The sequence below is a fragment of the Rudaea sp. 3F27F6 genome (assembly GCF_005503555.1).
In the GTDB taxonomy this organism is placed as follows: Bacteria; Pseudomonadota; Gammaproteobacteria; order Xanthomonadales; family Rhodanobacteraceae; genus Rudaea.
On the sequence record NZ_SCNG01000001.1, the window covers coordinates 806,826 to 826,498 of the forward strand.

General features: G+C 62.7%; 13 protein-coding genes and 1 pseudogene. 10 read left to right on the forward strand and 4 right to left on the reverse strand.

Translation table 11 applies throughout. From position 1 onward, the window contains the following. The first annotated feature begins 3 nt into the window (after positions 1-3). The 6 genes and pseudogenes from FFS30_RS03380 to FFS30_RS03405 form a co-directional block, all read left to right on the forward strand. Positions 4-1,557 carry an ATP-binding protein gene (locus FFS30_RS03380; protein ID WP_171014389.1) on the forward strand — a complete coding sequence of 518 codons (1,554 nt, stop codon included), beginning with the start codon at positions 4-6 and terminating at the stop codon, positions 1,555-1,557. 60 nt (positions 1,558-1,617) lie between these two features. Beyond that, positions 1,618-3,225 carry an ATP-binding protein gene (locus FFS30_RS03385; RefSeq protein ID WP_137911690.1) on the forward strand — a complete coding sequence of 536 codons (1,608 nt, stop codon included), beginning with the start codon at positions 1,618-1,620 and terminating at the stop codon, positions 3,223-3,225. 27 nt (positions 3,226-3,252) lie between these two features. Then, on the forward strand, positions 3,253-4,629 hold the full coding sequence (gene trxA, locus FFS30_RS03390; protein WP_137911691.1) for a thioredoxin: 1,377 nt from the start codon (positions 3,253-3,255) through the stop codon (positions 4,627-4,629). Beyond that, positions 4,629-7,397, forward strand: coding sequence for a pitrilysin family protein (locus FFS30_RS03395; protein ID WP_249352142.1), 2,769 nt, complete (start codon positions 4,629-4,631; stop codon positions 7,395-7,397). Before trxA ends, FFS30_RS03395 begins: the two co-directional genes overlap by 1 nt. A gap of 14 nt (positions 7,398-7,411) precedes the next feature. Further along, entirely contained in the window at positions 7,412-8,911 is a 1,500-nt protein-coding gene (locus tag FFS30_RS03400) for a hypothetical protein (RefSeq protein ID WP_137911693.1), read from the forward strand. Between the two features lie 30 nt (positions 8,912-8,941). Next, positions 8,942-9,541, forward strand: a pseudogene (locus FFS30_RS03405) (FAD-dependent oxidoreductase); the annotation flags it as partial. Between the two features lie 527 nt (positions 9,542-10,068). Here FFS30_RS03405 and FFS30_RS03410 read toward each other — a convergent pair. Then, positions 10,069-11,097 (reverse strand): N(4)-(beta-N-acetylglucosaminyl)-L-asparaginase, encoded by a 1,029-nt coding sequence (locus FFS30_RS03410; RefSeq protein WP_137911695.1) that lies wholly within the window; start codon positions 11,095-11,097, stop codon positions 10,069-10,071. A 96-nt stretch (positions 11,098-11,193) separates the two neighbouring features. Between FFS30_RS03410 and FFS30_RS03415 the strand changes: the two genes are divergently transcribed. Beyond that, positions 11,194-11,682 carry an asparaginase domain-containing protein gene (locus FFS30_RS03415; protein ID WP_137911696.1) on the forward strand — a complete coding sequence of 163 codons (489 nt, stop codon included), beginning with the start codon at positions 11,194-11,196 and terminating at the stop codon, positions 11,680-11,682. A gap of 116 nt (positions 11,683-11,798) precedes the next feature. Here FFS30_RS03415 and FFS30_RS03420 read toward each other — a convergent pair whose 3' ends face one another. The 3 genes from FFS30_RS03420 to FFS30_RS03430 all read right to left on the reverse strand — a co-directional run bounded on the left by FFS30_RS03420 (position 11,799) and on the right by FFS30_RS03430 (position 17,907). Beyond that, complete coding sequence (locus FFS30_RS03420; RefSeq protein ID WP_137911697.1) at positions 11,799-14,399, reverse strand: protease pro-enzyme activation domain-containing protein; 2,601 nt, start codon at positions 14,397-14,399, stop codon at positions 11,799-11,801. Positions 14,400-14,998: 599 nt separating this feature from the next. After that, positions 14,999-15,556 (reverse strand): putative Fe-S cluster assembly protein SufT, encoded by a 558-nt coding sequence (sufT, locus tag FFS30_RS03425; RefSeq protein WP_137911698.1) that lies wholly within the window; start codon positions 15,554-15,556, stop codon positions 14,999-15,001. Positions 15,557-16,458: 902 nt separating this feature from the next. After that, positions 16,459-17,907 carry a PLP-dependent aminotransferase family protein gene (locus FFS30_RS03430; RefSeq protein WP_137911699.1) on the reverse strand — a complete coding sequence of 483 codons (1,449 nt, stop codon included), beginning with the start codon at positions 17,905-17,907 and terminating at the stop codon, positions 16,459-16,461. 120 nt (positions 17,908-18,027) lie between these two features. Here FFS30_RS03430 and FFS30_RS03435 point away from each other — a divergent pair, with 120 nt between their 5' ends. Genes FFS30_RS03435 through FFS30_RS03445 form a run of 3 tightly spaced genes read left to right on the forward strand, consistent with a single transcriptional unit; the run spans position 18,028 to position 19,664 of the window. Further along, complete coding sequence (locus FFS30_RS03435) at positions 18,028-18,678, forward strand: FMN-binding negative transcriptional regulator (protein WP_137911700.1); 651 nt, start codon at positions 18,028-18,030, stop codon at positions 18,676-18,678. Between the two features lie 30 nt (positions 18,679-18,708). Beyond that, entirely contained in the window at positions 18,709-19,209 is a 501-nt protein-coding gene (locus FFS30_RS03440; protein ID WP_137911701.1) for a DinB family protein, read from the forward strand. A gap of 5 nt (positions 19,210-19,214) precedes the next feature. Further along, positions 19,215-19,664 carry a GNAT family N-acetyltransferase gene (locus FFS30_RS03445; protein WP_137911702.1) on the forward strand — a complete coding sequence of 150 codons (450 nt, stop codon included), beginning with the start codon at positions 19,215-19,217 and terminating at the stop codon, positions 19,662-19,664. The last annotated feature ends 9 nt before the right edge of the window (positions 19,665-19,673 follow it).

The window sequence follows — 19,673 nt, forward strand, 5'->3', positions numbered from 1 at the left end:
CTAATGAACTCAAAAATCGGAACTTCGCTTAAGTCGACCCGCGATCTCATGTCAACGGCAGCCGACGAAATTATCCTGACGCCCGTACAGCAAGCGGCTTACGACAAGCTCGAGCTTCTGCTTGGAATTTCGCCCGTGATCGCACTAAGCGGCGTCGACGGTATCGGAAAGACCACAATCGCAGCGGCGTTTGCGAGAAAACACGGTGGCGTCGTTCTCGGCATGGGTGATGTCTTTGCCGCCGCCGAGCCTTTCGAAGGCGCGCAATGGCAGGAAGCGGTGGAGGCTATGGTCCTCGACGCGCTGCGTCGCGTCGATCTGGTTGTCGTCGACGACTATACCAAATTGGCCTTCGTCTCCAAAGGAATGTTGCGCATGAACTTCCTCGGCGAGGTTGTTGGCAAGCGTTTGTGTGACGCCGCAGCGCAGGCAGGCAAACACCTTGTGCTCGTGGGCTCGGCATTGCCATTGTGGGGATCGGTGACCGGGGAATTCAGCGACCAAGCCGTCCTCGTCGACGTGCCGATCTTCGGCGCGGACGACTATACGCGGATAGCCGTCAACGTTCTCGGCGACGATCGCGCTGCGAATATCGACTTCAAGGTCATCCATCGCTACTCCAGCATGCTGCAGGGCTATGAGTTGCGTCTTGCCTGCCAACTGCTGCGGCAAAGCAACGCAGCGCCGACGACCGAAGATTTCATCGATTGCCTCAACACCTACGTCGTCGCAAGCAACCTGCGCCTCGGCGAAGTCGAAGCGCTCAGCTTCGACTCGCTGCCGGGCGCAGAGCACATCGCCGAAGCACTGGAAACCAACATCGTGCTGCCGTTCGAGAATCGCGAACTCGCCGCCGAACTCGGGCTCAAACCGAAGCGCGGCGTGCTGCTTTACGGACCGCCGGGTACCGGTAAAACCAGCATCGGGCGGGCGTTGGCGCATCGCATTCAAGGCAAATTCTTCCTGATCGACGGCACCTTCATCACCGAACCACCGACCGTTTTCTTCCAGCGCATCCAGAAGGTGGTGCAGGAAGCAAAGGATAATTCCCCTTCGGTGCTGTTCATTGATGACGCCGACATCCTATTCAAAATTGATCACGTTGCGGGTCTTTCGCGCTACCTGCTTTCGCTGCTTGACGGGTTGGAAAGCGCTACGGCAGGCAACGTCTGCGTGATGATGACGGCGATGGATCCGAAGAAGATTCCCGAGGCGCTGTTGCGTTCCGGACGCGTTGAATTGTGGTTGGATACGAAGGCGCCCGATGAGACGACGCGCGCGCGCATCCTGCAGCGCTGGATAGGTGTCGAGATTCCGGGCCACGATGCGGTGGACTACGCCGCCCTAGCCCGAATCACCCACGGCTGCACCCCCGCGGACTTGCGCCGCATCGTTCGCGATGCCCGAACGATGTACGCCGCAGACGTCGTCGCGGGCCACTCGACGGTGAGCGCCAGCGACTATGTGCGTCGCTCGGTGGAGGAGATCGTCGCCTCGCGCAACAACATGGCCCAGTTGCTCGGAGACGACCGCCTGCGCATCGGTGCGCCGGCCTGACGATTCGTCTTTTCTAACCTTCGCGCACCTCGTATTCGCCACCTCATCAGGACACTTTTTATGAAAGCTACAATCGAATTCAATCATCGTGTGGCGTGTGCATCCGCTGTGCCGGCGCACGCCTTGACCCCGGCCCAACAAAGGGCTTGCGAAAAACTGGAAACGCTGCTCACCGCCTCTCCGATCGTGGCCTTGACCAGTGTGGACGGCCTCGGCCGCACCAGGATCCTCGACACTCTTGCGCGCAAGTACCAGGGCAAGTTGATCTCGCTGCGCGACGTCACCGAGGCGACCGCGAATCGTGGGCCGGACACTTCGGATGCTGCGATCGGGGCCTTGATTCTCAGCGCGCTGGAGCAAGCCGACACGGTGCTGGTCGACGATTTTCAGGCAATCTCGCTTTCGACGCTACCGACACGCATGGCCTACTTCCGTTTCGTCGCGCGGAAGCACATCTACGATACGGTAATGAAGTCGGGCAAGCGACTGATCATTGCGGGCCAGCCGCCCATGCGGATGGAGTCGGGCGGCGACTTTTACGGCAATGAGGTTGCGGTAGCGGACATGCCATTGTTCACCGCGGTCGACTATGCGGTCATTGCCGAAAATATCCTGGGCTCGTCCAGGGCGGCCGGGATCGACTTTCAGCAAGTGTACCGCTATGCCCCGATACTGAACGGGCATCAGCTACGCGCCGTATGCAAGCTCATCGAAGCCGATCCGGCACCTACGACGTCGGCGTTCATCGACCAGTTGGAGCGACATATCCTCACTTCGAACACGCGCCTGAGCGAAGTGGAATCTTTGCGCTTCGATTCGCTGCCCGGTGCCGAGCACATCGCGGCGCAGCTGGAAACCCATGTGGTGATGCCGCTGAAGAACCATGCGATCGCGCGACAGCTTGATCTGAAGCCGAAGCGTGGCGTGCTGCTCTATGGGCCGCCGGGCACCGGCAAGACGAGTATTGGACGGGCGCTGGCGCACCGGATCGAAGGCAAGTTCTTTCTCATCGACGGCTCTTTCGTGACCGAACCGCCGGCCCTGTTCTTCAAGAAACTCCAGGATGTGATCGCAGAGGCCAAGAAGAACTCTCCGTCGGTTCTGTTCATCGACGATGCCGACGTACTGTTCCGCATCGAGCATATCAGCGGCCTCGCGCGCTACCTGCTGTCGCTGCTCGACGGCCTGGAGAGCGAGACCGCGAACAATGTCTGCGTGGTGATGACGGCGATGGATGTGCGCAAGATCCCCGACGCTCTCCTGCGATCCGGGCGCGTTGAACTGTGGTTGGAAACGCGCGAGCCGGATGAATTCATCCGTGCGCAGATCCTCCAGCGTTGGATCAGCGCGGACCTGCCCGGTCATGCGTCGATCGATTACGTTCTGCTGGCGCGCGCCACCGAAGGCTTCACTCCTGCCGATCTGCGCCGCATCGCCGGCGATGCCAAATCGCTTTATGCCGCCGACCGAATCAAGCAGAGCGCGCCGGTGACGGGCACCGACTATGTCAAGCGCGCTATCGATGCGTTCGTGACCACGCGCAGCCGCATGGCCACGACTTTGGGAGACGAATCGCTGCGTGTCGGCGTGGATCGCCCGAAGAGCAAGTACGCCAAGGGCGTGGGCGGTTCCGCGCAAATCGGTACCTGTGAGGCTGACGGCTGGTAGTCATTCCTCCACGCCAAGAAAGGGCGGATGGGCCGCCGATTGTTCAAGGCGTCGCCCATCCGATCCTATATTCATCCCAAAGGAGCACAGATTGTGAGCAACAACGCTATCGAGGTCGACCAGGCCCAATTCGCCGGTGAGGTTGAACAATCCGAACTTCCCGTCTTCGTTGATTTCTGGGCGCCCTGGTGCGGTCCCTGCAAGGCGCTCGCGCCGTTGTTTGACGAATTGGCGCAGATCTATGCGGGTCGGATCAAGTTCGTGAAAATCAACTCTGACGACAACAAAGAAGTCGCGACGCGCTTCGACGTTCGCAGCCTGCCGACCATGCTGTTGCTAAATAAAGGTAAGGAGCTCGAACGTATCACCGGCGCGCAAACCAAATCGCGCCTTACGGCCATCCTCGATCGTCACGTCGCGGCCCCCATCGCCGCCGCACCGGTACAGCCGGCGAAACACTGGCGCGCGTTCTACGGCGACGAAGCGCTCAAGAAAAGCGTTATCGACCGCGTGCGCGAACACGCCGCTGCCGATCGGATTCGCGCCTTCGGCAACACTTCGCCTGTCTTCGATGCCGAAAGCGGCGCCTGCAGCCTGATCGGCGCAGCGCTTCACGGCATCGATCTGGACCGCTATGAAGGCACGTACGGCATTCCGGCACACGTCGCCCTGCTCGAAGAGTTCGTCCACACCTTCATTTCCGAGGAAGTGACGGCGGAAGACGGAAGCACTTACTACAGTTTGCGCGGAGCCACCGGCGAATATCCGCTGCAGTGGTTGGACGCGATTCCGCCGGGCGCCGATTTGCAAAGCGTCACGCCTAGGTTCCTGCATGGATTCCTGATCGATCTGATCGACGCCCCCCTGCCGTTCGGCGGCGCCGTTGCCGACGATATCAAGCCGGCGGTTCGCAGTCTCGCCGCGTTGCATGCGCGTGAAGCGGCCGGCGATATGCCCTCTGCTGCACTATGGAAGGCCGCGCGCGAGGCAGTGGCCGCCACCGCTCCCGATAACACGAAGGATTTCGTGTCGTGGGCTGTTGCGACAGGCGCCGACACCGTGGGTTGGCGGACGCCGGAACTCGGCCATGCCATCCAGAGTGCTCTGAGCCTCGTCTGGTTCGGTTTGCGTGAAACTGCGATTCGGCACGCCTGTTCGAACGAGGAATGGACGGCGCGTGAAGCAGCAATGGCTGCAGCACGGGAAAAATGGAATTCGGACCCGGAGGCGAGTCAGGAAACACGCGAGGCGTATGCGGAAGTGAAGGCACTGCGCGCGCTGCAGGCGCAATGGCAGCCCACCGACGACGCGCAGCAGCTAAAACTCAAGCGCGAATTCGGCGAACGCTGGCATCGCATATTGATGCAGGCGCTGGCGGCGGCGACACAACAAGGAGCGAAGTGATGGACATGCCGGTTATTTCATTTTCCAAATTCCACCTCGACAACGGGCTGACCGTGATCGTGCACGAAGACCACAAGGCGCCCGTCGTCGCCGTGTCGATTTGGTATCACGTCGGCTCGGCGTACGAGCCGAGCGGCAAGACTGGGTTCGCCCATCTGTTCGAGCACTTGATGTTCTCCGGCTCGGAACATCACAAAGACGTGTTCTTCAAGCCGTTCGAACTGGCCGGCGCGACCGACCAGAACGGCACGACCTGGTTCGACCGCACCAACTATTTCCAGACTGTGCCGACGACGGCGCTCGACATGGCGCTGTGGATGGAGTCCGACCGCATGGGCCATCTGCTCGGCGCAATCGGACAGGCCGAACTCGACACGCAGCGCGGCGTCGTGCAGAACGAAAAGCGTCAGAACGAGAACCAGCCGTACGGGCGCGTCTGGGAGCGCATCCAGCTCGATGCGTTTCCGGCGAATCATCCATACCAGCACACGACCATCGGCTCGATGAACGATCTCGACGCGGCGTCACTCGACGACGTGCACCAGTGGTTCCGCACCTATTACGGTGCGGCCAACACGACCCTGGTGCTGGCCGGCGACATCACGCCGGAAATCGCCAGGGAAAAAGCGCAAGCCTATTTCGGCGACATCCCTTCAGGTCCACCGATCGTGCGTCCCGCACCGTGGCCGGCGGCGCGCACGCAATCGACGCGCGGCGAGATCTACGACCACGTGGCGCAGATCCGCCTGATGCGCGAATGGAATGCACCGGGCGTGGCGAATGAAGACGTACCGCTACTGGAACTTGCCGCGACCGTGCTCGGCGGCGGTGCGACGTCGCGCCTCGTCCAGCGTCTCGTCTATCGCGACCGTCTCGCGGACACGGTCTCTGCCGGCCTGTTGGCACTGGAACTGGCGAGTATGTTCGTCCTCAGCGCGGACATCCGCAGCGGCGCTGATCCGACAGCAGTCGAACGCGCTGTTGCGGAGGAATGGGAGAGCTTTCTCATCACAGGGCCGACCGAGGACGAAGTGCTACGGGCGAAGACCTCACTGCAGGCCACGTTCGTACGCGGCCTGGAGAAAGTCGGCGGCCTCGGCGGCAAGGCCGCGGTGCTCGCCGAAGGCCAGGTCTATCGCGACGACCCCGCTGCCTACCGCACCGATCTCGAACGGCTGCAGGCGGCGACGCCCGCGAGTGTGCGCGCCGCGGCGCGGCGCTGGCTGGCGCACGGCGACCATACATTGCTGGTGCGGCCGCTCGAACCCGGTGTGGATGCCGCCATCGCCAATCGTGCGGCGCCGGGTCTGCCCGCCGCCGCCGACAAGCCGGTGCCGTCGCCGTCCGCTGCGCAGAAGAAGTACACTGTCACGGACAGCACGATCGATCGCCTCCGCGGCGTTCCCTCGGTCGACCAATTCCCACGCCTGAGTTTTCCTTGCGTACAACGCGCGCGACTGAAAAACGGCATCGAAGTCGTGATCGCCGAGCGCCACGCCATCCCGGCGACACAGGTATTGGTCCAGTTCGACACGACCGTATTTGCCGGCCGCGGCCGCCGTTCAGGCCTTACCGCGCTGGCGATGTCGATGCTCGAAGAAGGCACGCAGGACTGCGATTCCGTCGAAATCGCGAAACGGCTGCAACGCCTGGGCGCCTCGCTTTCCGTCTCATCCGGTCTCGACATCGGCACAGTCGGCATCAACGCATTGAATTCGGGACTGGCGGGAGCGTTGCAGTTGCTCGCCGACGTCGTCCGCAACCCGGCGTTTCGCGCCGACGATCTGGAACGTCTGCGCGCGCAAAAGCTCGCCGCGATCCGCCAGGAACGCAGCAGTCCGGCGGCTATGGTCAATCGCGTCCTGCCGCAGCTTCTGTACGGCGAAGAACATCCGTACGGCGCACCGTTTTCGGGGATCGGCACCGAGCAGTCGATAGGATCGTTGACCTCTGCCGATCTTTTTTATTTTCACCGCGAAGTCGTACGCCCCGACAATGCCACGATCTTCGTCGTCGGTGCGACGGCTCCGGAAACGATCGTCACCCTGCTCGACAACACATTCGGCGATTGGATGGCGACCAGCGCCGTCGCACATCCGGACGTCTTCGCTGCGGTCGCTCCGCCGTCGCGGCCTCGGGTATTCCTGATCCATCGCGCCGATGCGATCCAATCGCAGATTGCCGTCGGTGCGTTGGCGACACCAACCTCGTCGCCGGACTGTCTCGCCACACAGATCGCCCACGGCGTGTTCGCAGGGACGTTCACCTCGCGACTCAACATGAACCTGCGCGAAGACAAGCGCTGGACTTACGGTGTACGCGGCATGCTGGCGGACGCTCTTGGACAGAGACCCTTGGTGATCTCGGCCCCCGTACAGACCGACCGTACCGCGGAAGCCATACGCGAAATCTCGAACGAGCTGCACGCGGTCAGTAGCCACCGTCCGCCGACTCAGGAAGAAATCGACAAGCTGCGCCTGCAGCAAATACGCACCCTGCCGGGCAGCTATGAAACCTCCGGCGCCGTGCTCAGCACACTGTCGAGCAATCATCTCTATGGACGCACCGACGACCATGCAGTGCACTTGAAGGATCGCCTCGACGCCTTGACCGACGCGGAGGTAACCGCTGCAGCAAAAGCGCTGCTCGAGCCCGAGACCTGCACCTGGGTCGTGGTCGGTGATCTGTCCAAGATCGAGCAGCCGCTGCGCGCGCTCGGCATCGGCGAGGTCATCGTACTCGGCGAAGAAGAATTGGCCGGCATCTGATCAAAGGAGCTTGCATGCGCATTGTCTATGCCGGAGAAGCCGGCACACCCCACACCGATTCTTACCTGCGTTTTCTCGACGGCTTCGGCAGCGTCACCTTCATCGATGTCGATCTTCTGCCGAGGGCCGTTCTCGACGACGTGAATCTGCTCGTCGTCGATGCCGGCTGGCAACATGAAGCGCCGCCCGGCCTGTCGCTGGAACGCTTGGCTGCGCCGACTGTGCTGGTCGGCACTTTCGGCGCGAAAGTCGGCGACAGTCTGCATCTGAAGTTAGGCAGGAACTACGGCTGCATGTGTCTCGGCGGAGACGCCATCGTCTGGAATGCTGCGCATCCGGTCTTCAGTGGTCTGGCCGGCTGTCTGGCCGAGAAAGCACCGCCAGCGAATTTCCGCGCGTATTCCTCGATACTCGACGTCCCCGACGCGGTCTCGACCCTGCGCGTTCTGCGCGATCCGATCGGCAAACCAGGATACGTGACGGCGGGCTTCGGCTTTCTCGATTCGCCCGAGTGCGAAATCCTTGCCGGGGGATTCAACGAAAAGACCCAGGAACACTTCGCAATCGCGCGCCAAGGACGTTTCCTACAGTGGGGATTCGCCGGTTCGCCGGACGACTACACCGATGAGGGCAGGATGCTCCTTGCGAACTGCCTGCGCTACATTCGCAGATTCGGCGGCGATCCCGTGCGCGAATTCCGCACGACCTCACCGCGAGCGATCCTCATGATGCTGATCGCGATGGAAGGATGGCGCGGCATAGGCCTGCCACGCGAATTCAGCGACGCCATGCAGATGGAATTTCTGCAGAATCTGTTCGTCGGCGAGATTCCCGAAGCGATGTTCGGCGAGCGCGCGCAGCGCGTGGCCTGGTTCCGTGCAAACGAGCCCTTTCTACGCAACGAAGGCGATGGCTGGTTCGTCGACCGCGAAGCGCAGCAGTTGGGCCTCGGCAACCACACCATCGCCATGCTCGATGCCTGCTTGAGCCGACCGGACGGCGCAGCGTCCTCGTTATGGCTGCGCTACACCGGCCGTTCGCTCGACGATGTCGATCGGGAGCGGGTGTGGCTGGCCGAACATTACCGCTATCTGTATTTCACCGATTGGGGCGGATACCGCTGGGCGTCGACGCTCGATCCGCCACAGCCCTTGCTGCCGCGGGCAGCACCGCGGGTACCCGAACCCAAGGCAATACTGACCGCCGCACGCTACGAAAACCGGATCAACGCGATTCTGCTGCTCGATATTCCCACCGGTTTCCATGCCTATGCGCCGGGAGCCACGGATGGCCTGCCGCTTTCGCTCAAGATCGGCGAAGGCTTCGAGCTGATCGAAGATCTGCAGATATCGCAACCTTCCGAAGAACACATTCAAGGCGCGGCCGTAATCCGATTTTCCGCACGCGGCAATCTCGATGTCCTGCACGCATCCCTACGCGTGCAGCTATGCGACAGCCTGGCCTGCCTGCCGCCGCAGATATTAACACTGCGTTGCGCCCTCACTACCGCATGAAAGTAGACGATGAAACCGTAGCATAGCCGCCTGATCATCCTCGGCTCGGGCCCCGCCGGCTACACCGCCGCGATCTACGCGGCACCCGCGAACTTGAAGCCTGTCTTGATCACCGGGCTCGCCCAGGATGGCCAGCTCATGACCACGACCGAAGTCGACAATTGGCCCGGTGACGTCGAAGGGTTGCAAGGCCCCGGTCTCATGGAGCGCATGCAAAAGCATGCCGAGCGCTTCGATACCGAAATCGTGCTCGACCATATTCACACAGCCGGCCTGAAATCGAAGCCGTTCCGCCTGATCGGCGACAATGGCGAATACACCTGCGACGCCCTGATCATCGCCACCGGTGCGACGGCGAAGTATCTCGGCCTCGATCCCGAAGAGAAGTTCAAGGACCAGGGCGTCTCCGCCTGCGCGACCTGCGACGGTTTCTTCTACCGCGACCAGGACGTCGCTGTCATCGGCGGCGGCAACACCGTGGTCGAAGAAGCGCTGTATCTGTCGAACATCGCCAAGAAGGTCACCGTCGTGCATCGCCGCGACAAGTTCCGCGGCGAGAAGATTCTGCAGGACAAGCTGTTCGCCAAGCAGCAGACCGGCAAGGTCGTCGTCGTCTTCGCGCGAAGCCTCGCGCTAGCCTGCAAACGCGGCGCGCCGACTGGGCGCTGCGCACCGAACACGACTCCGCGCGTGCCGCGGCGGTGCAGCGCTTCGCCGAATTACTCTCGCAGAAACGTGGCTTTTTCGCGAAGTGTGAAAAAGCGATCAAAGCTGTCGCGCCCGCCCCGCTCTGCCTCTAGCTCTTGATCCGTCTTTTGATCCCGGGTCCCCGTCAGCCGCGGCGAGGGCATGACGGAATCGCCCATAGGGTCGCGCGCAGGATGCGCGCGAGTTCGCGAATGGACAGGGATGTCCATCGAGCGAACCCCGGCATGACCTTGCGCACCCGTAGCGCGCAGCGCGAAGGGCGCGGCTCCCGGGGCGGCGTTTCTTTGGTTACTTTCTTGTCGCTGTAGACAAGAAAGTGACCCGCTCGGCCGTAGGGCGAGTGGAAGCCTTTGCTCTTAACCAACCTTAAGAAAGCAAAGTGACTGGATCCCCGCTAAGAGCACGCGGGGATGACGAGCAGAGACAAGCCGCCCTTTCGACTCACGCAGCTACAAGCTACTCGCCGATTGATAGAGCGCATCCTGCTTGCGCGCATCGCAAACCGCATAACTGAATCCCTTCTGGATTGCGTAAGCGCCGATCTCGCCACTGCGGCTCAAAGCAAGAAATCCGACCTGCAAATCCTTCGCCGTCTTCATACGCTTGCGCACGATGCGCTGCACGGCGTAGCGGCAGGCCTCTTGCGGCGAATGGCCTTGGCGCATCAGCTCGACGACGAGAAAACTGCCGGCGGTGCGGATGACTTCTTCGCCGACGCCGGTCGAGGTCGCCGCGCCGACTTCGTTGTCGACGTAGAGGCCCGCGCCGATGATCGGGCTGTCGCCGACGCGGCCGTGCAGCTTCCAGGCCATGCCGCTGGTCGTGCAGGCGCCGGCAAGGCGGCCTTGCGCATCGACCGCGAGCAGGCCGAGCGTGTCGTGATTGTTCGCGCCGCCCGGTTTGCCGGCCGGCTGCGCTTGCGTGCCGTAAGTCTTGTTCTCGCTGTTAGCCGAGGGCTTGTATTCGCTTTTCTTCAGCCACTCGTGCCAGGCCTGTTCCGATTCCGGCGCAAGCAGTTCTTCTTTCGGAAACCCCTGCTCGACCGCGAACTGCAACGCGCCGTCGCCGACCAGCAATACATGCGGCGTCTTCTCCATCACCCGGCGCGCAACCGAGATCGGATGGGCGATGTGCTCCAGCGCGGCAACCGCGCCGCAATCGCCGTTGCCGTCCATGATGCTCGCGTCGAGGGTGAGCCGGCCGTCGCGGTCGGGATAGCCGGCGCGGCCGACACTGTGATTCTTCGGGTCGGCCTCGGGCACGCGCGCGCCGGCTTCGACCGCATCGAGCACGCTGCCGCCCTTGGCCAATATCTGCCATGCGGCCTGATTCGCGGCGACGCCGAAATCCCAGGTGGAAACGATGCGCGGGCGCTTCTTGCCCAACCCCGCAGCAGACGCCGCGCTTGCGTTGCCGCTCATTGCGCCGCTTGCGAGCGCGGCAACGGAGGCGGCGAGAAAGCGGCGGCGGTCGGTCATGGCGATTTGCTCTGGCTGGGGCGCTGCGGCGAGTTTAGCCGAAAGCGCCTCGGCGCCTGATAAACTTTCGCACGGGCCTACATCGCGGATCGCACCATGCTTCAACATCTGACCATCGTCACCACCGGCGGCACGATCGACAAAGTATACTTCGACGACAAGTCGACTTTTCAGATCGGCGCGCCGGCGATCGGCGACATCCTCAAGCAGCTCGGCGTCGCTTTCGACTTTAACGTGATCGCGCTGCTGCGCAAGGACAGCCTGCACATCACCCAGGAAGACCGCGACCTGGTGAAACGCACGATCGAAGCGCAATCGCATCGGCACATCCTCGTCACCCACGGCACCGATACGATGGTCGAGACCGCACGCGTGCTGCAATCGATTCCAAACAAAGTGATCGTGCTGACCGGCGCGCTCAATCCGGCGCGCTTCCAGGGTTCGGACGCGGTGTTCAACATCGGCTGCGCGGTCGGTGCGCTGCAGACCTTGCCCGACGGCGTCTACATCGCAATGAACGGACGCATCTGGGATCCACTGCGCGTGCGCAAGAACCGCGAAGCCAATCGCTTCGAAGCCGACTGAAGTGAAATCAGCGGCCGGGAGCGGCCACTTCGCCGATCCTCGCCATCGAAGGCGAGCGCAATAAAAAAGGGCCGCATTGCGCGGCCCTTTTGTTTTTTATCCGTTCGGAAAACGGCTTACTGCACCGTCAGCGTGACGTCGTCGAGGACGAAGTTCGTCGGTAGCGACGAGTCTGTCTTGCCGGTGAACTTGATCGTCACGGCTTGACCGATGTACGCGGACAGGTCGTTCGTATGCACCGCATAGCCGCTGGCCGCATTCAAGTTCGAATACGTCGCCAACGTCTTCAGCAGTGTGCCCGAGCTGTTGTAGACCGCCACGGTCAGCTTGTCGTATGCCGTCGACGTCGTCGTTTCCTGCGTGTCGACGTGCAGGTAATACTGCAGCGTCGCCTTGGTTTTGCCCGCAGTGATCGTCACGCTCTGCGACAACGTGTCGGTGGCGCTGTTGTAACCGTCGAGCCAAGCGAACCAGGACCCGGTGTGCGCGCTTTCGGAGCCGCAGCTGCTGTTGCAGACGAGCTCGTAGCCGCCGCTCGAAGTCTCGGCCCACGGCGATGCCGTGCCGGTTTCGAAGCCCGTGTTGCCAAGCAACTGGGTCGACGTGCCGCCGCCGGACGAATTCACCGTCAGGCTCAACGAGGTCGTGTGGCTCAGCGAGCCCGAGGTACCGGTGATCGTCAGCGTCGCCGTGCCGGTGGCCGCGGTGCTGCTCGCGGTTAGGGTCAGCGTGCTTGCGCTCGTCGTGCTGGTCGGGCTGAAGGCCGCGGTGACGCCGCTCGGCAGGCCCGAGGCAGACAGTGCAACGCTGCCGCTGAAGCCGTTTGTGCCGGATACCGTGACCGTCGCCGTGCCGCTCGCGCCCTGATTGAGCGTGAGGCTGCCCGGCGAGTCGGACAGGCTGAAGTCGGCCGTGCCGCCGCTGCTCGTGCCGGCCAGCGTGTTGACCAGCGCCGCCTTCGGACTGCCCCAGCCGGTGACGAGATCGTAGCCGGCAACGGCATTGAACGACGGACCACCGGAAATCACCTGCTGATTCGAGTTGATCGCCGGATTGCTGCCGCTGGTGATGTCGTGCATGTTGCTCGCGTAGTTCGAGCTGACGCCGAGGTTGTACAAGGTCGCGTTGAAGAAACCGACCGGACCGTTGCCGTTGGCGACGGACTGCTGGTTGATCAGCGCGACGAAACCGGCCCAGCGTGGCGCGGCGAAGCTGGTGCCGCCGTAGCCGGTGAGGAACTGGCCGTTACTCACGGTCGGGTTGTCGAAGTTCGCTTCCATGGCGACGTCGGGCGAGTTGCGATAGCTCGTCGAACCCTTGTTCGAAGAGTTGATCACGCCCGAGATCAACTGCCAGCTCGGCGCCGGCGCACCCTGCGTCGAAACGTAACCGCCGCCGCTGTCCGCCCACGCCGTTTCCGACGACCAGGCACCGCCCGCGCTCGCCGTGGTCAGGTCGGTACCGCCGACCTGGAGGATGTACTGCGACTGCGAGGGATACTCGGCCGCGATCGTCTGGCTCGTGCCCTTGCCCCACGCACCGGAGTCGCCCGTGGCGTTGAGGAAGGTCTGGCCCTGCGTGGCCATCTGCTGGAAGATCGAATCGTCCGTCGCTTGGTTCGCGCCCCAGCCCCACGAGCAACTCAGCACTTTCGCGCTGTTGTCCGTGGCCATCTGGTTGAGGATCTTCGTGTCGGCCGAGGAGTCGGACGGGTCGCCCTCGTAGAACAGAATCTGCGAGATGCCCGGCGCCATGCCGATCGCGTTGACGATGTCGAGAATCTGCTCGCCGTCGTCGCAGACGCTGGTGTTGATCGTGCCGTTCGAGTTGAACGAGACGCAGGCGCCGCTATAGCCGTTCACGAGCACGTTGTTGATCGGCACGCTCGACGACATGCCGGTGCTCGAGTAGTAGAGCGACACGTCACTGGTCTGGTAACCATCGAACGACAGAATGCCGATCGACTGGCCGGCGCCGGTCAGCGAACCCGAACCGTAGTAGGCCGCGCGCATGTCGCTCGGCAGGAACTCGCCCGACGGGCCCGAACCGCCCGCATGGGCCACGGGCGCACTGCCCTTGTGCAGATGCGGATGCGGAGTGATGAAGCTGTTGAGGCCGGTGATCTGCAGCAGCGGAATGTCGAGGCCGCTCGTCGTCGGCTCGCGGTCGGCCGAGAAGAAGGTGCGGTCCTCGCTCGGATGCTGATACTCGGTCATCGTCACGTTGAGCGCGCGATTGATCGTGTCGGCATCGCCTTCGATGCTGATCAGGCGGCGATTCGGCGTGGTGCCGGTGATCGAGAAGCCGTTGGCCTGCGCCCAGGCGGCGACCGCGTCGTAGTCGGCCTGAGTCGGGCCGAAACGCTCGGTGAACTGCTCGGGGGACAGATACTTGTGAAATTGCGGACTCTGCGGATCGTACAAATCGTGCACGAGCAGATCGAGTTCCGCTTGGTTGCGCGTCGGCAGCGAGATGCCGAGCTTGAACCGCTGCGAGCCTGCGAGCGGCCCCATGCGCGGGGCCTGGCCGTTGGCTACCGCCGCGGGAAGATGTTGTGCTTGGATCGACGGCGCCCTGGCGATCAGACCGATGCCGTTGGCGCTGGCGGTGCCTCCGCAGCCGACGGTCAGCGCCGCGGCGAGCAGGGAGAGGGCGATACCCGACTTGAGCGAACGCGGCGTGGTACGACGCCCGTTCGCGAATTGGAATTGCTTCATCTAGGGGTCTCCAGAAAGTTGAGAAAAGAACAGTGCTTCCATTGACGTGTCTTTCGCTTTTCTGTTTGCTCCTTGAGAGCCCGGCGCGTGCTTCCTACCGAACGCAAAATCCCCCGTCCGTGCGTACCCCTACGCTCGGTGTCGCTGCGGTCGAAATGCACTGGGACGAAACGACTACCTGATCCCCGGCCCGTTTTTGCGGCGCCGTTCCGTCTGCCGAATTCACGTTTTCACCCATATGAAAAACGTGGGCGTAGAGAACATCGGCCACGTTAAGTCTTTCTAAAACCGCAGGCCGTTTTAGATTATTCCGGGCAATGTAATAGCGCGCTATCGCATTAAAATAGCCGCGTGAGAGCGGGATTCGCGCGCGCGCCGCGCGACTGGAAGCGTTTCGATAACGACTTATTTGCCGCGGCGCAAAAATCGGACGGATTGGCGAGAGATTCGCCGCCGATGCGCGAAGCGAGCGCAGAAGCGCGGGCGGACGTGTCCGCTGAAAACCTTTTCATCGAAAAAACAAATGTGCCGTAGGGCACATTTGCGTACCGTAGCGGTTTCTCCCGAGCGTCGCGCGAAGCGTTCCGCCCAAGCGGCGGCTACATCATCCCGGTTTCGAGCTTGGCCACATCGGACATCATCGAGTGATTCCAGGGTGGGTCGAAAGTCAGCTCGACGTCCGCTTCGGCAACGGTCGGAATCGCCTCGACCTTGCTGCGCACGTCATCGACGAGAATATCGCCCATGCCGCAGCCAGGCGCGGTCAGAGTCATCGCGACTTTGACCTTGCGCTCGCCGTTTTCCATCTTCTCGATCACGCATTCGTATACGAGGCCGAGGTCGACGATATTGACCGGAATCTCCGGATCGAAGCAGGTGCGCAACTGCTGCCAGACCAGCTTCTCGACTTCCTCGTCGCCCGCATCGGCTGCGAGTTCGATCGGTGACGGCGGCTCCTTGCCGATCGCGTCGGCGTCCTTGCCGTCGATACGGAACAGATTGCCGTCGACGAACACGGTGAAACTGCCGCCGAGCGCCTGCGTGATGTAGCCGTTCTGCCCGGCCGGCAGACTCACGGTCTGCCCCTGCGGCACCATGACCGCATTGCAGTCGCGCTCGAAGACGATCGGTTCGGAAGTGTTGCTGTAGCCGCCCATGGCGTGGTTGCTGTCTCGTGGAATTGCGAATTATCGCAGGTTCTTTGGGTTCGGTTGAGATGTGTGTGCTTGATGGGGGAATGCAAGTCGCCCGATGGCTGGTCCGGGCGCAGTGCGCCCTGCTTTTGCTCGTCATTCCCGCGTGCTCCTGGCGGGAATCCAGCGACTTTGCTTTTGTTGTGTTGGTTTAAGAGCAGAGCTTCCACTCGTCCTACGGCCGAGCGGGTCACTTTCTTGTCTACAGCGACAAGAAAGTAACCAAAGAAATGCCCCCCGGGAGCCGCGCCCTTCGCGCTACGCGCTACGGGTTCGCGATGGCATGCCGGGGTTCGCTCGATGGACGTCCGTGTCCATTCGCGAACTCGCGCGCATCCTGCGCGCGACCCTGAAGGGCTTATCCGTCATGCCCTCGCCGCGGCTGACGGGGACCCGAGATCAAAAGACAGAGCAAAAGCCACTGCCTACGAAGGTGGTTGTTGCTTGGGCGCGCACGATGCGCGCTGCCCTGCTTCTCAGGGTCCCCATTACATTGCGGCGGCAGCGGTCGATAAGGCCCGCAGGGTCGGCGCGATGGATCGCGCCGATTCCGCTATTGCACACGGATGTGCAATTAGCGGAACCCGGCCGCTGACGCGAACCCGGAGCGCAGGATGCGCGTAGGGCGCAATGTTCTGGGGGGTGTTTCTTTGGTGACTTTCTTTGCACAAGCAAAGAAAGTTACCCGCTCGCCCGCAGGGCGAGTGGAAGCTCTGCTCCTAAAACACAAAAGAACCAAAGAAAAGTCGCTGGATTCCCGCCAAGAGCACGCGGGAATGACGAGCGAAGAGCAAGAGCAGCCAACCTTCCAAACATTGAAAGAAAGCCAACAACGCAATGGCTCAAAGCCAAGCGAAAAACACCCGTCACATCTCCCTAAGACATTCCCCCAATATGCGCATCGCCGCCTGCAAATCCGCCGCCGGCAGATCGGCGAAGCCGAGCAGCAGGCCGGGCCGCGCCGACGACTTCAAGAAATACGGCGCAATCAGATAGAGCCCGAGCCCGCGTTCGCTCGCGCGCGAAACGAGTTGGCGCGCCTGCGTGGGTTTCAGGCGCGTGAGCCAGGCGAGGACGTGCATGCCGGCGCTCGAATCGGCGACTTCGACTTCGTCGCCCGCGTATTTGCGCAGCGCCGCGAGCAGGGTTGCGCGCCGCGCCTTGAGCGATTTCGCCGCGGCGCGCAGATGGCGTTCAAATGCACCGTCGGCCATGAGCCGCGCGAGTGCGGCCTGTTCGATCGCCGGGCAGCCGCGATCGGTCAGCCACTTGGCGCCGATGAAGGAGTCGCGCAGGCTCGGCGGCAGCACGATGTAGCCCAGGCGCAGCGAAGGGAACAGCACCTTGGAAAACGTGCCGAAGTAGAGCACACGGCTGTCGCGGTCGAGTGACTTGAGCGCGGCGAGCGGGCGCGCGTCGTAGCGGAATTCGCCGTCGTAGTCGTCCTCGATGATCCAGCAGCCGGTCTTCGCCGCCCAGGCGAGCAGTTCCATGCGCCGCGAAAGGCTCAGCACCGCGCCGCTCGGAAATTGATGCGAAGGGGTGACGAGGGCGAGCTTCGTGCGTCCCTGGGTCGGCAGGTCGGCGGTGACGATGCCGTTCTCGTCGACGCGGCAGCCGACGATCTCGGCGCCCGAGGCCTGCATGATCTGGCGCTCACCCTGATAGTGCGGATCTTCGAGCAGGACGCGGTCGCCTTCGTCGAGCAACAATTCCGCTGCGAGCGTGAACGCCTGCTGCGCACCGCTGACGATCAACACGTCGTCGGGAGCGGCGAGAATGCCGCGGCGGCGCGCGAGGTAGTCGCAAATCTGTTCGCGCAGCGCGAGCAGGCCCTGCGGCTCGGGGTAGTCGGTCTGCGCGTGAGCCGCCGCATGCGCCAGCTCACGCCGCCACGCGCTGGCAAGCTGCGGATTGGTCATCGGCATGCCGTACTGCAGGTTGTAGCGCAGACCGATGTGTTCGCGGCCGGGAATGCGCCGGTCCCAGAGTTCACGGATGCGCTCGCCGCGCCGCGACAGCGGTACGCGCGCGGCGCCGCTGCGTGGGAGCGTCTTCGCCGCCTGTGGCGCCTGCATCGCACCGATCGCCGCGACGTAGCAGCCCGAGCCGACGCGGCCTTCGATAAAGCCTTCGGCGGCAAGCTGTTCATAGGCCGCGAGTACGGTATTGCGCGACAGGTCGAGATCGCGTGCGAGCACGCGCGTCGCCGGCAGGCGCGAATGCGCGGCGACGCGGCCGCTCAGGATCGCCTGCTTCAGACCGCGCGTCAGTTGAGCGTAGCGCGGACCCTGCCCATCGAGTTCCAGGTACATCATTGGCTCCACAATTGTTGTAAATTGTGGCACTGGATAGGGCCATTGTCCAATCCCACACTGAGTCGGATCGGATGCCGGAATGCCCGGCCCAGAAATCATCCAGCCCAGAGAAGTCCCATGCTTATCCCGGCCTCCTTTGCCGAGTCCCGCATCGACGAGATGCACCGGCTGATGCGCGCGAGCCCGCTCGCAACCGTGGTGATCGCCGGCAGCGGTGGACTCGAAGCACATCACTTGCCGACTCATCTCGACACGACGCAGGGCTCTTACGGCGCCCTGCAATGCCATGTCGCGCGTGCGAACTCGCTTTGGCGCGAAGGCGGTGACGGCATCGATGCACTGGCGATCTTTCACGGACCCGATGCCTACATCACACCGTCCTGGTACGCGACCAAGCGCGACGGCGGCAAAGTCGTTCCGACCTGGAACTACGTGACCGTGCATGCGCACGGACGCTTGCGCGCGATCGACGAGCCGCAATGGTTGCGTGCGCATCTCGAACAACTCGTCACCGACAATGAATCGCGCGAGGCGTTGCCGTGGAAGATCGCCGATGCACCGCCCGAATATATCGAGACGATGCTGCGCGGCATCGTCGGTATCGAGTTCGAGATCGTGAAGCTCGAAGGAAAATGGAAGGTCAGCCAGAACCATCCCGAAGCGAACCGCAGCGGCGTCGTCGACGGCCTGCGCCGACGCGGCGGTGACGGCGCGACGGCAATTGCCGACTTGGTCGAAGCGCGAGGCCCGCGTGATTCCCAGCGTTGAATCAAAATCACGAGCCGCGAGGAAAGAGTCTTGAACACGACAACTCTGCATGCGCTGCAAGCGTTCCCCGAGCGTCTGCAAGCGTTCTACGAAGCCATTCCCGCCGGCTACGAAAACTGGGCGCCCCCGTCGTGGGACGGCGTGCCGAGCGAGAAATTCACGCCGATCGAGCAGATCTGTCACGTACGCGACGTCGAGATCGACGGCTATCACGAGCGCTTTCGGCGCGCGCTCGACGAAACCAATCCGTTCCTTGCCAACCTCGACGGCTATCGTCTTGCACGCGAGCGCGGCTACGTGCAGGCCGATGCGACGGACGTGTTCGCCGCGTTTCACGCCGCGCGCGCCAAGACGCTCGATCTGCTCTCGACGTTCGGCGTGAGCGAGTACTTACGACCCACAGTGTTCGAGGATCTCGGCGCCGTCAACGTGCGCGGCCTCGTGCATCTCTTGTGCAGCCACGACCAGCAACATCTCGCCGGCCTGCAATGGCTGCTCGCACGGATCGAGACGGAGCGCACGCACGGATGAATACCATGACCTACCGTGTCCATCAGGCCGGCGTGCACGATCTCGATGCGATCGTGCCGCTGTTCGACGCCTACCGCCAGTTCTACAAGCAGGCCAGCGACCCCGATCGTGCACGGCGCTTTCTGCACGAGCGTTTCGCCCACGCGGAGTCGGTGATTTTCCTCGCCGTGGATCAAGATGGCGCGGCACTCGGCTTCACCCAACTCTATCCGCTGTTCAGCTCGGTGCGCTGCGTGCGCACCTATCTGCTAAACGACCTCTACGTGATGCCGGCGACACGCGCGTGCGGCGTCGGCGCGAGCCTGCTGACCGCGGCAGCGGAGTTTGCGCGCTCTATCGGCGCGGCAAACCTGTCGCTCAGCACGGCCGTCAACAACATCGTCGCGCAGAAGCTCTACGAATCGCTCGGCTGGAAGCGCGAGACCGACTACTACGAATATCATCTGCCGCTTTAAGGGAAATCC